The sequence below is a fragment of the Micromonospora sp. NPDC047707 genome (genome assembly GCF_040704235.1).
In the GTDB taxonomy this organism is placed as follows: Bacteria; Actinomycetota; Actinomycetes; order Mycobacteriales; family Micromonosporaceae; genus Micromonospora.
In genome coordinates, this window is record NZ_JBEYSU010000013.1 from 110,802 (window position 1) to 125,596 (window position 14,795).

Here is a 14,795-nt window from a genome sequence, read left to right on the forward strand (position 1 = left end):
CCCGGGGACGGCCACCGGCGGCGCGCCCTGTCGGCATCGTGGCACCGCCGGTGCCCGGTCCGGCGTACGAACGGGCGAAACGTCAACTGAACCGGCGACCCGCGCACCTCCGCGCCACCCGCCCCCGACCCCGCGCGGAGTGGCGACGACGCCCGCCGAAGCCGCGCCGGTGAACTCCCTAGTCACCCACCAGCGGTGCGGGCAGGGGCGCGGTGTGCAGCACCGCCAGCCGGGACACCGCCCGGGTGAGCACCACGTAGAGGCGGTGCAGGCCGCGGGGCTCCGCCGCCACGATGGCCGCCGGCTCGACGACGATGACGTGGTCGTACTCGAGGCCCTTCACCATCGTCGCGGGCACCACCGTGACGCGCGCGGCGGCCGTCGGGTCGTCGGCGGTCGCGGTCTCGATCCCGGCGCCGGCGAGCGCCGCCCGCAGCCCGTCGACCGCGGCGTCCGCCGCGATCACGGCCACCGAGCCGTCGTGCGCGAGCGCCGCCCGTACCTCGGCCACCGTCGCCGCCGGCAGTTCCCCGACGGTACGCACGTCCAGCGTGCCGTCCCGACGCAGCGACTCGGCCGGGGTTACGTCGACCGCGAGCGACGGCAGCAGCCGGTTGGCGAACGCGACCACGGCGGCGGGCACCCGGAAGCCGACGGTCAGCGGCACCACCACCGCGTCCGGCTTGCCCAGGTGCCGCAGCGTCTCCCGCCAGTCCCGGGCGGCCCACGGCGCGGTGCCCTGGGCGAGGTCGCCGAGCAGGGTGATCGAGCCGTGCTCGCTGCGCCGCGCGATGGCCCGGCACTGCATCGGGGAGAGGTCCTGCGCCTCGTCCACCACCACGTGCCCGTAGCCGGCCGGCCGCTCGATCAGGCCGGCGGCCTCGTCGACGAGGACCGCGTCGGCGGCCGTCCAGCGCGTCGCCCTCGCCGTGCGGCCCAACCTGGTCCCGGACGCCGCCAGCAGGGCCTGCTCCTCGGCGGTGAGCAGGCCGTCGGCGGCCATGGCCAGGCGCTGCGGGTCGGCGTACAGCTCGTGCAGCAGCCCGTCCGGGGTGAGCGCCGGCCAGACCTCGTCGAGGAAGGCGGTCACCGGCCGGGATCTCGCCGTCCGGCGCAGCCAGGCGTCGCTCGGTGACTCGGCCCGCCGGGCCTCCGCCTGCCGCTGCAGCAGGCCCACCACCCGGGCGCGGACCCGCTCCCGGCCGACCGCGTACGGCAGCCCCTCCCGGCGGGTCTCCCCGACCACCCGGTGCAGCGGCTCCAGCCCGATCCGCCAGCGGAACGAGCCGTCCGAGACCACGATCGGCTCGGTCGGCTCGCCGACGTGCGCGGCCACCGCCCGGCGCAGCACGTCGGCCATCCGCGCGTCGTGCTTGACGGCCGCGACGGCCGGGTCGTCGACCGCGCGGACCGGCACCCGTTCGACCAGGTCCTCCACGGTGGCCTGCTCGACCTCCACCTCACCGAGGGCCGGCAGGACCGCCGCGATGTACGACAGGAAGGCCCGGTTCGGCCCCACGATCAGCACACCGGAGCGCCGCAGCCGCTCCCGGTGCAGGTAGAGCAGGTACGCGGCCCGGTGCAGGCCGACGGCGGTCTTCCCGGTGCCCGGTGCCCCCTGCACGCAGATGGAGTCGGCCAGGTCGGCCCGGACCAGTTCGTCCTGCTCGGGCTGGATGGTGGCGACGATGTCCCGCATCGGCCCGACGCGGGGGCGCTCGATCTCGGCGGTGAGGATCCGGCTGGCCGTGCCCAGCTCCTCGCCACGGTCCAGGTGCTCGTCCTCGAAGCTGGTCAGCACCCCGCTGTTGAACCCGAACCGTCTGCGTACCGCCACGCCCTGCGGGTCCCGCGCGCTGGCCCGGTAGAAAGACCGGGACACCGGGGCGCGCCAGTCCAGCACCAGCGGCTCGCCGCGGTCGTCGGTCACGTGGCGCCGCCCCACGTGGTAGCGCCGCCCGGCGTGGTCCCGGTCGGCGTCCCCGAAGTCGAGCCGGCCGAAGAACAGCGGCGTGGTCGGGTCGTCGGCCAGCTCGGCGACCCGCCGGGCCAGGTGCCGGCCGAGCTGCTCGGCCGTGTACGCGTCGCCGGCGACGCTGTCACCGGTGGCGAAGAGCGCCTCGGCGCGTTCGCGCATCCGCCGCAGGGCGGCGCGGGAGGTGTCCAGGTGTTCGCGCTCCGCGGCGAGGTCCTGGTCGAGAGCGAGGTCGGCTGCGGTCACGGTGACTTCCCTTGCGGTCATCGCTGATCGCTCGCGTGTCCGGGGGCGGATGGCCGGCGCCCGGCGCGGGGACGTCCGGTGCGGTGCGAAGCTCACCTCGGCCGTCAAGCGGCCTGCAAGCCTACGCCGCACGACCGGGGCGCTCCATCGAATTACGGACTCGCCGGCCGGTAGCGGGCGGCCGGTGGCTGCGGTCTTGGCCACTCCCACCCCGCCCGGCGCGCCGGTCCGGGTGGCGGGGGATACGGTCAGGTAATGGTCGAGCACGTCGCGCGCCCCCGGGTCGGGCACATCCAGTTCCTCAACTGCCTGCCGATCTACTGGGGGCTGATGCGCTCCGGCGCCCTGATCGACGTCGACCTGCACAAGGACTCGCCGGACCGGCTGAGCGCCGCCCTGGTCGCCGGCGACCTGGACATCGGCCCGATCACGCTGGTGGAGTACCTGAAGCACGCCGACGACCTGCTGCTCCTGCCCGATCTGGCGGTGGGCAGCGACGGTCCGGTGCTGTCGGTCAACATCGTGTCCACCCGGCCACTGGCCGACCTCGACCACGGCCGGGTCGCGCTCGGGTCGACGTCGCGGACCGGCGTGCTGCTGGCGCAGTTGTTGCTGGCCGAGCGGTACGGGGTGAACCCGGAGTACTTCCGCTGCCCGCCCGACCTGACCCAGATGTTGCTGGAGGCGGACGCGGGCGTGCTGATCGGGGACGTGGCGTTGCGCGCCATGTACGAGGCCCCCCGCGGTGGCCTCACGGTCACCGACCTCGGACAGGCCTGGCGCGAGTGGACCGGGCTGCCGATGGTCTTCGCCGTCTGGGCGGTACGCCGGGACTTCGCCGCGGCCCATCCGGGCCTGGTGAAGGAGGTCCACGAGGCGTTCCTGCGGTCCCGGGACCTCTGCCTCGGAGAGTTGGACCAGGTCGCCGAGGCCGGCGCCCGCTGGGAGCCCTTCGACGCGGCGACCCTGGCCACCTACTTCCGCGTCCTCGACTTCAGCCTGGGTGACCGGCAGGTTTCCGGTGTCCGCGAGTTCGCCCGCCGCGCCGCCGCCAGCGGCGCCACCCCCGAACTTCCCGCCACCGGCCCGGCCTTCTTCACTGGCTGAGGCTCCCGGCGGGGCTGAGGGCCTCGGCGGAGGGCCTCGGCGCGCTACGGGCGGACCAGAAGGGCTGCCGTGATCTTCTGGCAGTTCTGCATGCCGTACTCGTAGCCCTTCTCGATCGGGTAGCGCAGCATCACGCCCATCGTCCAGGTGTCGCCGATGGCGAGGCAGTTGACGTGGTTCTCCTGCTCGCGGGTGCGGTCGACCCAGCCGTTCTTGATTGCGATGGTCTTGCGCTCGGCCGCCGGGAACGCCTTGCGGATGCCGAAGTCGCCGGTGCCGCGGACCAGCCGCATCTCGTCGAGCAGCCACTCCGTCCACTCCGGCCCGGCGGCGCGGCCGTCGGCGATGCACGCCCCGAGGCGGGCGGTGTCGCGGGGCGAGAGGTTCGTCCGGCTCCAGCCGCCGTCACTGGCGACGCTGCTGTCGGTCAGCTCGCAGGTGGACAGCAGCCGCTCGATCGAGGCCGACCCGTCGAGGCTGTTGTAGAACTTCTGCGTACGCGTGTTGTCGCTGTCCCGGATGATCTTCGTGGCGTCGGCGAGCTTCGCGTCGCTCGGCGTGTCGCCCGCCTCGGCGGTGCGCCGCAGGTAGTCGGCCACGATCCAGGACTTGATCAGCGACGCGGTGGTGCTGGTCTCGTCCATGTTGTCCGAGCCGATGATCTCGCCGGTGCGCCGGTCCAGCACGCTCCAGGAGTACCAGCCCTCGATGCCGAGATCGTCGAGATCCTGCGCCGCGAAGGGAAGCGGCTCCAGGGACGGGCTGGGCGACGGCGAGGGCCGGTCACGGCGGTCGGCGGACGCACCGGTCCCGCGGTCCGCCGGTACGGTCGGCTCGCCCCACCGGGCGGCTGCCCGGGACTCGAACGGCGAGCCGGGCAGCAGGCGCAGCGACACGACCACGAGTCCGATCAGGACGACCGCGACCAGGATCAGCCCGCCGACCGGCCCTGCGCCGCGCTTCCTGCGGCGCTGACGGGCCATCAGAGCTTCCCGGCCGGCTGCTGCGGCACCTTGAGCGCGGCGCCGGGCTGCGGGGTGACGAGCTGGGCGGCGACGCTGGCGCAGACCTGGGAGCCGTAGTCGAGACCGCTCGTCTGCGGATAACGCAGCATGACGGCGAGGCTCCACCGGTCGGTCAGGGCGAGGCAGTTGACGTGCCAGTTGCCGTCGTAGTTGAGCCTCGTCCACCCGTTCTTCATGCTGACCGGGCCCTGGCTGGTGATCGACTCGGGCAGGCCGTCGATGATGCCCCACCGGCCGCCGCCCGCGCGGGTCTTCTGGTCCTTGGCGGCGGTCGTGCCGCGGACCTTGCTCATCTCGTCGAGCAGGTACGCCGTCCACTTCGGCCCGGCGGCCTTGCCGTCGCCGAGGCAGTCGCCGAGCCGGACCGCGTCGCGGGGCGACATCTGGGTGAAGCTCCACCAGCCGACGTATCCCGGCACCTTGCCCGGCTTGGTGTCGGTGAGGCCGCAGGTCTTGATCATCCGGCTGATGGTGGCCGACTTCCCGACCGCCGCGTAGAGGGCGTTCGCGGCGTCGTCGTTGCTGTCCCGGATGGCGGTGGTGATGTTCTTCTTCATCGCCGCCGAGGGCGCCTTCTCGCCGAGTCGGTTCAGGTAGTCCGCGGCGAACCACGCCTTGATCATCGACTCGGTCGAGCTGGTGGCGGTCATGTTCCTCGCGCCGGAGATCTTGCCGCTCTCGCGGTCCATCAGGGCCCAGGAGAAGAACTCGCCCGTGAAGGCCACCGACACCGGCGCGGCCGCCAGGGTGGGCGGTGGCGGCGTGGTGGGGGCGGGGGCCGCGACGCTCCCGGCGCCGCCGCCCGCGCCGCCGCCGTCGCCGTCGGAGAGCCGGGCGTACGCGGCGGGCACGAGCAGGGCACCACCGAGGAGGACCGCCACGACGGCGAGCACCAGGGTCACGCGGGATCGCATGAGTGGGTGAGCTCCAGATGTCAGGGCCGGGGGGACCGGCTGCGTTGTCCGGACGGATCGGGTCGCCGAGGCCGGGGGTGGCGGCCTCTCGGTGATCGTCGGGAACCGATCGCTGTGCCGGGGAAGTCTACGTCCGGATCCGCGACCCGCCGAGTTCTGACACCTGGCAACTTGCCATGAAGTCGGGACATCCGGACGGTATGCGTCTTCTGGGGGGATTCATATTCCCGTCGTGACCCAACTCACATCCGCTCTGGGTTACGAATCGGATTCGTTGGGTAGGGCCAGGGCTCTCGGAATCCTGTTACACCCCCTAGAGTTTTCGGTGGCGAGCTGTAACACTTGAGGCATGTATGGCAATGACTTCCCGGCCGACGACGGCCCCGGCGGCGGTCTCCTCGGCGAGGTCGAGGCGGCCGAGGCGGCGCTGCGGGAGGCCGCCGAGCGGGGGCGGCGCGGCGCCACCGGCGTCGATGACCTCGCCGCCTACTTCGCCGAGGTCATCGACGCCGACCAGAAAATCGAGCCGCGGGACTGGATGCCGGAGGCGTACCGGAAGACCCTGATCCGGCAGATCGCCCAGCACGCCCACTCCGAGATCATCGGGATGCAGCCCGAGGGCAACTGGATCAGCCGGGCGCCCTCGCTCAAGCGCAAGGCGATCCTGCTCGCGAAGGTGCAGGACGAGGCCGGGCACGGCCTCTACCTCTACGCCGCCGCGGAGACCCTGGGCGTCAGCCGGGACGAGCTGGTCGACCTGCTCCTCAGCGGCCGGCAGAAGTACAGCTCGATCTTCAACTACCCGACCCTCACCTGGGCCGACATGGGCGCGATCGGCTGGCTGGTGGACGGCGCGGCGATCGTCAACCAGGTGCCGCTGTGCCGCTGCTCGTACGGGCCGTACGCGCGGGCGATGATCCGCGTCTGCAAGGAGGAGTCGTTCCACCAGCGGCAGGGGTACGAGATCCTGCACACCCTCGCCCACGGCACCCCGGCCCAGCAGGCGATGGCCCAGGACGCGGTGGACCGGTGGTGGTACCCGTCCCTCGCCATGTTCGGCCCGCCGGACACCGACTCCACCCACTCCGCGCAGTCGATGGCCTGGAAGATCAAGCGCTTCTCCAACGACGAGCTGCGCCAGCGCTTCGTCGACATGTGCGTGCAGCAGGCCGAGGTGCTCGGCCTGAGCATCCCCGACCCGGACCTGCGCTGGAACGACGAGCGGCAGGCGTACGACTTCACCCAGCCCGACTACGACGAGCTGATGCGGGTGATCAAGGGCGAGGGCCCGTGCAACCGGCAGCGGATGGAACACCGCCGCCGGGCCCACGCCGAGGGAGCCTGGGTCCGCGAGGCCGCCGCGGCGTACGCGGCCAAGCAGGCAGCGAAGAAGGAGAAGGTGGCCGCGTGAGCAGCCAGGAACACGCCCCGCTGTGGGAGGTCTTCGTCCGGGCCCGGCGCGGGCTGTCGCACACCCACGTCGGCAGCCTCCACGCGCCCGACGCGGAGCTGGCCCTGCGCAACGCCCGGGACCTCTACACCCGCCGCCAGGAGGGGGTGTCGATCTGGGTGGTGCCGGCGAGCGCCATCACCGCGTCCAGCCCGGACGAGAAGGACGCCTTCTTCGACCCGGCGGCCGACAAGGTCTACCGCCACCCCACCTTCTACCAGGTGCCGGACGGGGTGGCCCACCTGTGAACGGCCCGTTCGACTTCACGCTGCGCCTCGGCGACGACGCGCTGATCGCGGCACAGCGGCTCGCCGAGTGGTCCACCCGCGCGCCGGAGATGGAGGAGGACATCGCGCTCGCCAACATCGCCCTCGACCAGCTCGGCGCCGCCCGCCTGCTGCTGACGTACGCGGGCGAGCTGGAGGGCGCCGGGCGGGACGAGGACGCGCTGGCGTACCTGCGCGACGACCGTGAGTTCCGCAACTGCCTCCTCGTCGAGCTGCCCAACGGCGACTTCGCGGTGACCATGGCGAAGCTGCTCTTCCTGTCGGCGTACCAGTTGCCGCTCTACACCGCGCTGGCCGGGTGCGCCGACGAGCGGCTGGCCGCGATCGGCGCCAAGGCCCGCAAGGAGTCGGCGTACCACCTCGACCACGCCTCGCTCTGGGTGCGCCGGCTCGGCGACGGCACCGAGGAGTCGCACCGGCGGATGCAGGCGGCGGTCGACGAGGTCTGGCCGTACACGCACGAGCTGTTCACCCCGGATCCGGCCGCGCCGGTCGACCCGGCCAGCCTGCGGGCCGACGTCGACGCGACCGTGACGGCGGTGCTCGACGAGGCGACGCTGACGCTCCCGCAGACCGGCTGGGCGCCCGCCGGTGGCCGGGACGGCGTGCACACCGAGCACCTGTCGTACCTGCTCGCCGAGATGCAGGTGCTGCACCGCGCCCATCCCGGAGCGAACTGGTGACCAGCCCGAGGGAGGCCGTGGCGGCGGTGGTGGACCCGGAGATCCGGGTGGTCACCATCGACGAGCTGGGCATCCTGCGGTCGGTCGACGAGGACCCGGCCACCGGCCGGGTGGTCGTCACCATCACCCCCACCTACACCGGCTGCCCGGCGATGGACGTCATCCGCACCGACATCCGCCGCGCCCTGGCCGCCGCCGGTCACCCCGACGCCGAGGTCCGCACGGTCTACGCGCCGGCGTGGAGCACCGACTGGATCTCGGCGGACGGGCGGGCGAAGCTCGCCGCCGCCGGCATCGCCCCGCCCGGGCCGGCCCGGCGCGAGGGCGCGGTGCCGCTGACCCTCGCCGTCCGGTGCCCGCGCTGCGGCTCGCCGGAGACCGAACAGGTCAGCCGCTTCGGCTCCACCGCGTGCAAGGCGCTCTGGCGCTGCCGGTCCTGCTCCGAACCCTTCGACCACCTGAAGGCACTGTGACTGTCACGATCACCCGACCGGTCCGCCGCCGGCCGGCCTTCCACCCGCTCCCCGTCGCCGCCGTCGACCGGCTCACCGCCGACTCGGTGGCGGTCACCTTCGCCGTGCCGGAGGAGCTGCGCGAGACCTTCGCGTTCGCCGCCGGCCAGCACCTCACCGCCCGGCGCACCGGCGACGACGGGGAGGACGTGCGGCGGTCGTACTCGATCTGCTCCACCCCGGACGAGCTGGCCCGGCACGGCCGGCTGCGGATCGGTGTCCGGGAGATCCCCGGCGGCGCCTTCTCGGCGTACGCCTGCGGCGCCCTGCGCGGCGGCGACACCGTGGACGTGCTGCCGCCGCTCGGCCACTTCACCACGGCGTTCGTGCCGGACCGGGTGCGCCACTACGGCGCGGTGGTCGCGGGGTCCGGCATCACCCCGGTGCTGTCGCTGGTCGCGACGGCCCTGGCCGTCGAGCCCGCCAGCACCTTCACCGTGGTGTACGGCAACCGCACGGTCAACACCGTGATGTTCGCCGAGGAGCTCGCGGACCTGAAGGACCGCTACCCCACCCGGCTGCACCTGGTGCACGTCCTCTCCCGCGAACAGGGCGAGTCGCCGCTGCTGTCCGGACGGATCGACGCCGACCGGCTGGGCCGGCTGCTCGACACCATCGTGCCGGGCGACACGATCGACGAGTGGTTCCTCTGCGGGCCGTACGGGATGGTGGTCGACGCCCGCGAGGTGCTGACCGCGCGGGGGACGCCGGAGTCGGCGGTGCGCACGGAGCTGTTCCACGTCGACGCGCCGCCGGAGCCGGTGCGGTGCCCGGGTGACGAGCCCGGGGCCGGAGCGGAGGTGACGATCGTGCTGGACGGCCGCTCCTCGACCTTCAGCATGGGCCGTGACGAGCGGGTGCTGGACGCGGCGCTGAAGGTACGCGGCGAACTGCCGTACGCCTGCAAGGGCGGCGTCTGCTCGACCTGCAAGGCGAAGGTCGTCGACGGCGAGGTCACCATGGCCCGCAACTACGCCCTGGAACCCGACGAGGTGGCGGCGGGCTACGTCCTGACCTGCCAGTCCAGCCCGACGACCGACCGCCTGACGGTCGACTACGACGCCTGAGCCCCCCGCCCGCCCGAGTCCCGGGCCTGCGAGGCCATGCCCGGCACGGAGTGTGATCGTGGCGCGTGGGCCGCTCCGCGTCACGCTGGGTCACGGAGAGCCGACGACGTCACATCGGGTGGCCGCTCGTCGCTGGGCGGGGAACCGCGACGTAGGCTCGGGGGCGTGACGGTGAGCCGGGAGATCGACGACATCCTGCAGCGCGGCGCGGACGGCGGGCGGATCACGCCCGAGGAGGCCCTGCTGCTCTACACCGACGCGCCCTTCCACGCGCTGGGCGAGGCGGCGGACGCGGTGCGCCGGCGGCGGTACCCGGACAACATCGTCACGTACCTGATCGACCGCAACATCAACTACACCAACGTCTGCGTGACGGCGTGCAAGTTCTGCGCCTTCTACCGCGCGCCGAAGCACAAGGAGGGGTGGACGCACCCCACCGAGGAGATCCTGCGCCGGTGCGGCGAGGCGGTCGAGCTGGGCGCCACCCAGGTCATGCTCCAGGGCGGGCATCACCCGGACTACGGTGTCGAGTACTACGAGGAGTTGTTCTCCTCGGTGAAGAAGGCGTACCCCAAGCTCGCCATCCACTCGATCGGCCCCAGCGAGATCCTGCACATGGCGAAGGTCTCCGGCGTGAGCCTGGACGAGGCCATCGCCCGCATCAAGGCCGCCGGCCTGGACTCGATCGCCGGCGCCGGCGCGGAGATGCTGCCCGAGCGTCCCCGCCGGGCGATCGCCCCGTTGAAGGAGTCCGGCGAGCGTTGGCTCGAGGTCATGGAGCTGGCCCACCGTCAGGGCGTCGAGTCGACCGCGACGATGATGATGGGCACCGGCGAGACCGCCGCCGAGCGGATCGAGCACCTGCGGATGATCCGCGACGTGCAGGACCGGACGCGCGGCTTCCGGGCGTTCATCCCGTGGACGTACCAGCCGGAGAACAACCACCTGAAGGGCCGCACCCAGGCGACCGCCCTGGAGTACCTGCGGCTGGTCGCGGTGGCGCGGCTCTTCTTCGAGACCGTGCCGCACCTCCAGGCGTCCTGGCTCACCACCGGCAAGGACGTCGGGCAACTCGCCCTGCACATGGGCGTGGACGACCTCGGCTCGATCATGCTGGAGGAGAACGTCATCTCCTCGGCCGGCGCACGGCACCGCTCCAACCTGCACGAGCTGATCGGCATGATCCGCTCCGCCGACCGGATCCCCGCCCAGCGGGACACCCTCTACAGCCGCCTCGCCGTGCACTGGACGCCGGCCGACGACCCGACCGACGAGCGCGTGGTCTCGCACTTCTCCTCGATCGCCCTGCCGGGCGGTGGCGCGGGGAAGTCGCTGCCGCTGGTCGACGCCCGCTGACGGACCGGCCCGCGCGTCCGTCACCGGGGGCGGGTCCATCACCGTGCGGGCACGGCCCGTGACGTGGGGTCGGTTGGCCGAACGGCCGATGTGGTCGACCGGAGATATCGATTCGGTGACCGTTCCACCGAAGCGTGTCCACATTCGTCGATGACAACCCCCATGAATCCGGACAATCCTTAGGTCACGCTTAGGTGACCAGGCCAAACACCCGTTCCAGAAGGCTGGCGAGGTCGATCGCCGCCCGCTAACGTCCCCGCCCGTATGTTTCCTTCACCCCACGGGGGGACGCTTCCATGATCTTCCGTAACCGGCCGCTCGCGCGGCTCGGCGCAGCCGCGCTGCTGGCCGCCGGCGGGCTCGCCGTGGCGGCGACGCCGGCGCACGCCGAGGACACCAAGGCCGACCTCGCGGTGACCGTCGCCGGCACCACGCTGGCCGAGGGCGCCACCGAGAAGATCGGCTGGCTCAAGGTCAAGAACAACGGCCCGGGCACCCCGACCGCCCTGACCGTCGGCGTGGACTACTCCGGCTGGAACGACCAGCCCGTCGACGTCCTCCCGCTCGGCGAGGACTGCAAGGGCGACGGAATCTTCAGCATCCTGTGCACCGTGCCCGCGGAGCGGATCCCTGGCCCGGGCGAGGAACTCGAGTTCCCGATCGTCACCTTCAAGTACGAGCCCGATGGCAGCACCAGCGGTTTCAGCGCCCGCTTCTTCCTGCAGTCGTCCGACGACACCACGCCGGACAACAACGACAAGAGGGTCCTGATCGAGTACGAGGGCGTGCCGGGCGTCGACCTCGGCGTGGTCGTGCCGGACGTCAAGACCCGGGCCGACGGGAAGGCGATCCACCCCGGCGACGAGGCACTCGTCTTCGGCGAGATCGTCAACCAGGGCGACACCTTCGCCGGGGGCGTCGAGATCAAGCTCCAGCTGCCGAAGGACGTCACCTTCACCGAGCAGTACGAGGGCTGCGAGTACTCGGCCGACGTGCGCACCGCGACGTGCCGCGACGACACCCTGGTGGTGGACAACGAGACGATCCTGCTGATCCAGTTCCCGGTCAAGGTCGCCGACGGCGTCCAGGCCCCGGCCACCCTGCCGGCCGGTTCGCTGACCGCCGACGCGCTCGGCATGGTGAAGCCGGACTCCCCGGAGGCCCGTGCCGCCCGGAAGACCAGCCTCGAGAACGCCCGCCTGGTGAACAAGGGCGAGCGGATCACCGACGTCGACCCGACGGACAACGTGGACGGCTTCGCGGTCGTCGTGGCCGCCAAGGGCGGTGCCGGCGGTGGCGGCGAGGGTGACGGCGACGGCGACGGTCCCGGACTGCCGGTGACCGGGCCGCAGGCCGGCCTGATGGGCGGAATCGGTGTCGCGGTGCTGCTCGCGGGTGGTGTGATGTTCCTGGTCGCGCGGCGCCGCCGGATCGTCCTGGTGAGCCCTGGCGACGAGAAGCCGACCGCCTGACGGTCGTCCTCCATCGACCCGCGAGGGTCGTTCACATAACGCACGGCAGCGGAGGCGGGATGGTCCACCATCCCGCCTCCGCTGTGTCCACCGTCCGAGTGGGACGGCCGACATTCACCGCCGTGCCTCTGGCGTGCCGCGACGTCGCTCCGGTACCGTCCGCTCGTTCCGTACGTCCCTTACCCCGGGGGATCCATGACCTTCTTCCAGCGCTCCAGCCTGGCGCGGGCGGGTGCCGCAACCCTGCTCGCCGCCGGGCTGACCGCCGTCGGCACGCCCGCGCGGGCCGCCGACGCACCCGACCTCGTGCTGATTCCGATCAGCACGAGCCTGGCCAAGGGCGTCGACGAGGCCCAGGCCAAGCCGTTCAAGTTCACGGTCACCAACACCGGCACGGCCACCGCGAAGGACGTCAGCGTCCGGGTGAAGGTCGACCGGCTCAAGCTCAACCGCGTCGGCTATGTGATGCCCGACGGCTGCGTACCGGTCAGCGGCTCGACGATGTACCAGTGCCTCCTCGGCGACCTGCCCGCCGGCACCAGCGAGGACTTCGGCGTCCCGCTGTTCAGCACCGGCGGGAAGGGCAACGGCGGCGTGCTGACCGTCGGGGTCGCCACCGCCACCCCGCAGCCGAACGTCGCCGACGAGGTCGTCGACGTGCCGGTCGAGGTGACCCGCCCGGGCTACGACCTCACCGCCTGGGCACAGGACATCCAGGACAACGTCGTGGTCGACGGCGCCCTGCAGAACGAGCCCGACCTCAGGCCGGTGCGGCGCGGGGTCACCGTGCCGCTCGACTGGGCCGTCTACAACGACGGGAGCCGCAAGGCGACGGGCGTCTTCTACGGTCTCACCCTGCCCCACGGCGTCAGCTTCGTGCAGACCCCGGCGGGCTGCGTCCAGCAGGAGATCCTCGGCAAGGCCCAACTGCTCTGCGAGGACTCCGGCGTCGTCGTACGTCCCGGCGAGTACTACACCGCCGACGTGACGGTTCGGGTGGGCGCCGACGTCACCGAGCCGGTGCTGCACGAGGGTGACCTCTTCGCGTACGGGCTGGACGCGGCCGAGGGCGAGCCCGAGGAGGAGCCGAGGGTGGCCGACCCGGCCCAGCGGCGTGCCTTCGCCGAGGTCGACGAGCTGGACAACCACACGGTCTTCGAGGCGTTCGTCGACCTGTCGGCTCAGCCCAGCCCGAGCCCGAGCGGCACGCCGAGCCCCACCCCCACGGCGACTCCGACGGCCGGGCCGAGCCCGAGCGGCCAGCCGAGCGGCACGCCGACCCCGGGTGGCGGCGACGGCGGCGGCTCCGGCGACGGCGGTGGCCTGCCGGTCACCGGCGTGCAGGTCGGCCTGATCGCCGGCATCGGCGCGGCCGTGCTGGTGGCCGGCGGCGCGCTCCTGCTGCTGTCGCGGCGGCGGAAGGTCGTCCTGGTCGGCCCTGACGACGAGAAGCAGACCGACTGACCGTCGTGACCGCTACGGGGGCGGGGTGGCCACTGGCCATCCCGCCCCCGTCGCCTGTCAGCGCTGGTCGGGAACTCAGCGTTAACAAGGGTCCCCTTCTCTACCGGAGGCGTTAACAAGGGGCCCTTCCTTCAGCCCCCCGGGGGGCTGGCAGAGTGGGGGGGTGAGTAGTACGCCCCGGGGTCAGCGCGCCAGTCTGGACAAGCAGCCGCACGAGGTCGCCGCGATGTTCGACGGTGTGGCCGCCCGCTACGACCTGACCAACACCGTCCTCTCGTTCGGGCAGGACCGGTCCTGGCGGCGGGCGACCCGGGCAGCGCTCGACCTGCGGCCCGGTGAGCGGGTGCTCGACGTGGGTGCCGGCACCGGCGTCTCGACGGAGGAACTGGCCCACTCGGGGGCGTACGCGGTCGGGGTCGATCTCTCCCTCGGCATGCTGTACGCCGGCAAGCGGACCCGCCCGGCCGTGCCCCTGCTGGCCGGTGACGCGCTGCGGCTGCCGTTCGTGGACGCGAGCTTCGACGCGGTGACCATCTCCTTCGCGCTGCGCAACGTCAACGACACCGACGCGGCGCTGCGCGAGCTGGCCCGGGTCACGAAGCCGGGTGGCCGCCTGGTGGTGTGCGAGTTCAGCACGCCGGTGAACCCCGCGTTCCGGACGGTCTACCTGTCGTACCTCATGCGGTCGCTCCCGGCGGTGGCGCGTGCGGTCTCCAGCAACCCGGACGCCTACGTGTACCTCGCGGAGTCGATCCGGGCCTGGCCGGACCAGGCGGCGCTGGCGGCGCGGATCGGGGCGGCCGGGTGGGGCCGGGTGGCCTGGCGCAACATGAGCGGCGGCATCGTGGCCCTGCACCGGGCGACCCGGGCCTGACTGGCCAACCAGCTTTTCGTGAATATGGGGATATAGTCCATTTTGCCCCGTAGGCTCGCCCCATGACGGGACCCGATCGGGCGGACGCCACGGCACCCACCGACGACGACGCCGCCGAACTCATCGCCCAGCTCAAGGAACTGGCCGGCGCGGATCCCGCCGACGTGCGCCAGGTGGTGGCCGAGGTGCTGGCCGCGCTGGACCGGGCGGCCGGCGGGGCGTTGCGCGAACACCTCCCGGCGACCATCCGCGCCGAGGCCGGGCTCGACGCCGCGCCGGCCCGCCGCTGACCCGCCCGCGCGCCCGGCTCGCACCGAAACGGCGCCGACGCCCGGCTCGGCCCGCCGCTGAGCGGCCTGTTTC

General features: G+C 72.6%; 14 protein-coding genes. 11 read left to right on the forward strand and 3 right to left on the reverse strand.

Going from position 1 to position 14,795, the window contains the following annotated elements; translation table 11 throughout:
- Positions 1–178 precede the first annotated feature (178 nt).
- Positions 179–1,945 (reverse strand): AAA family ATPase, encoded by a 1,767-nt coding sequence (locus AB0873_RS16935; protein WP_366600689.1) that lies wholly within the window; start codon positions 1,943–1,945, stop codon positions 179–181.
- A gap of 531 nt (positions 1,946–2,476) precedes the next feature.
- On the opposite strand from AB0873_RS16935, the gene AB0873_RS16940 reads away from it, so the two are divergent.
- Entirely contained in the window at positions 2,477–3,328 is an 852-nt protein-coding gene (locus AB0873_RS16940; protein ID WP_366600652.1) for a menaquinone biosynthesis protein, read from the forward strand.
- 44 nt (positions 3,329–3,372) lie between these two features.
- Here AB0873_RS16940 and AB0873_RS16945 read toward each other — a convergent pair whose 3' ends face one another.
- On the reverse strand, positions 3,373–4,311 hold the full coding sequence (locus tag AB0873_RS16945) for a hypothetical protein (protein ID WP_366600653.1): 939 nt from the start codon (positions 4,309–4,311) through the stop codon (positions 3,373–3,375).
- Positions 4,311–5,267: a hypothetical protein gene (locus tag AB0873_RS16950; protein WP_366600654.1), complete on the reverse strand. Its 957-nt coding sequence runs from the start codon at positions 5,265–5,267 to the stop codon at positions 4,311–4,313. Before AB0873_RS16950 ends, AB0873_RS16945 begins: the two co-directional genes overlap by 1 nt.
- A 349-nt stretch (positions 5,268–5,616) precedes the next feature.
- On the opposite strand from AB0873_RS16950, the gene paaA reads away from it, so the two are divergent.
- The 10 genes from paaA (at position 5,617) to AB0873_RS17000 (ending at position 14,722) form a co-directional block, all read left to right on the forward strand.
- Positions 5,617–6,678 (forward strand): 1,2-phenylacetyl-CoA epoxidase subunit PaaA, encoded by a 1,062-nt coding sequence (gene paaA, locus AB0873_RS16955; RefSeq protein ID WP_366600655.1) that lies wholly within the window; start codon positions 5,617–5,619, stop codon positions 6,676–6,678.
- Complete coding sequence (paaB, locus tag AB0873_RS16960) at positions 6,675–6,965, forward strand: 1,2-phenylacetyl-CoA epoxidase subunit PaaB (protein WP_366600656.1); 291 nt, start codon at positions 6,675–6,677, stop codon at positions 6,963–6,965. Before paaA ends, paaB begins: the two co-directional genes overlap by 4 nt.
- Complete coding sequence (gene paaC / locus AB0873_RS16965) at positions 6,962–7,687, forward strand: 1,2-phenylacetyl-CoA epoxidase subunit PaaC (RefSeq protein WP_366600657.1); 726 nt, start codon at positions 6,962–6,964, stop codon at positions 7,685–7,687. Before paaB ends, paaC begins: the two co-directional genes overlap by 4 nt.
- Complete coding sequence (gene paaD / locus AB0873_RS16970; RefSeq protein ID WP_366600658.1) at positions 7,684–8,160, forward strand: 1,2-phenylacetyl-CoA epoxidase subunit PaaD; 477 nt, start codon at positions 7,684–7,686, stop codon at positions 8,158–8,160. Before paaC ends, paaD begins: the two co-directional genes overlap by 4 nt.
- Positions 8,157–9,266, forward strand: coding sequence for a 1,2-phenylacetyl-CoA epoxidase subunit PaaE (paaE, locus tag AB0873_RS16975; protein WP_366600659.1), 1,110 nt, complete (start codon positions 8,157–8,159; stop codon positions 9,264–9,266). The genes paaD and paaE overlap by 4 nt, the downstream gene beginning before the upstream one ends.
- 165 nt (positions 9,267–9,431) lie before the next feature.
- The gene (gene mqnC / locus AB0873_RS16980) at positions 9,432–10,622 is read left to right on the forward strand and encodes a cyclic dehypoxanthinyl futalosine synthase (RefSeq protein ID WP_366600660.1); all 1,191 of its coding nucleotides are present in this window, start codon (positions 9,432–9,434) and stop codon (positions 10,620–10,622) included.
- A 296-nt stretch (positions 10,623–10,918) separates the two neighbouring features.
- On the forward strand, positions 10,919–12,094 hold the full coding sequence (locus AB0873_RS16985; RefSeq protein WP_366600661.1) for a cell wall anchor protein: 1,176 nt from the start codon (positions 10,919–10,921) through the stop codon (positions 12,092–12,094).
- A 195-nt stretch (positions 12,095–12,289) separates the two neighbouring features.
- On the forward strand, positions 12,290–13,558 hold the full coding sequence (locus tag AB0873_RS16990) for an LPXTG cell wall anchor domain-containing protein (protein WP_366600662.1): 1,269 nt from the start codon (positions 12,290–12,292) through the stop codon (positions 13,556–13,558).
- A 163-nt stretch (positions 13,559–13,721) separates the two neighbouring features.
- Positions 13,722–14,432: a demethylmenaquinone methyltransferase gene (locus AB0873_RS16995; protein WP_366600663.1), complete on the forward strand. Its 711-nt coding sequence runs from the start codon at positions 13,722–13,724 to the stop codon at positions 14,430–14,432.
- A 62-nt stretch (positions 14,433–14,494) separates the two neighbouring features.
- On the forward strand, positions 14,495–14,722 hold the full coding sequence (locus AB0873_RS17000) for a hypothetical protein (RefSeq protein WP_155329299.1): 228 nt from the start codon (positions 14,495–14,497) through the stop codon (positions 14,720–14,722).
- The last annotated feature ends 73 nt before the right edge of the window (positions 14,723–14,795 follow it).

What these genes read in the sequence shown, in the direction of transcription:
- AB0873_RS16945 (WP_366600653.1), bottom strand. Translation starts at nt 4,311, where the DNA reads ATGGCCCGTCAGCGCCGCAGGAAGCGCGGCGCAGGGCCGGTCGGCGGG.
- AB0873_RS16990 (WP_366600662.1), top strand. Translation starts at nt 12,290, where the DNA reads ATGACCTTCTTCCAGCGCTCCAGCCTGGCGCGGGCGGGTGCCGCAACC.
- AB0873_RS17000 (WP_155329299.1), top strand. Translation starts at nt 14,495, where the DNA reads ATGACGGGACCCGATCGGGCGGACGCCACGGCACCCACCGACGACGAC.
- AB0873_RS16985 (WP_366600661.1), top strand. Translation starts at nt 10,919, where the DNA reads ATGATCTTCCGTAACCGGCCGCTCGCGCGGCTCGGCGCAGCCGCGCTG.
- AB0873_RS16950 (WP_366600654.1), bottom strand. Translation starts at nt 5,267, where the DNA reads ATGCGATCCCGCGTGACCCTGGTGCTCGCCGTCGTGGCGGTCCTCCTC.
- paaA (WP_366600655.1), top strand. Translation starts at nt 5,617, where the DNA reads ATGTATGGCAATGACTTCCCGGCCGACGACGGCCCCGGCGGCGGTCTC.
- AB0873_RS16940 (WP_366600652.1), top strand. Translation starts at nt 2,477, where the DNA reads ATGGTCGAGCACGTCGCGCGCCCCCGGGTCGGGCACATCCAGTTCCTC.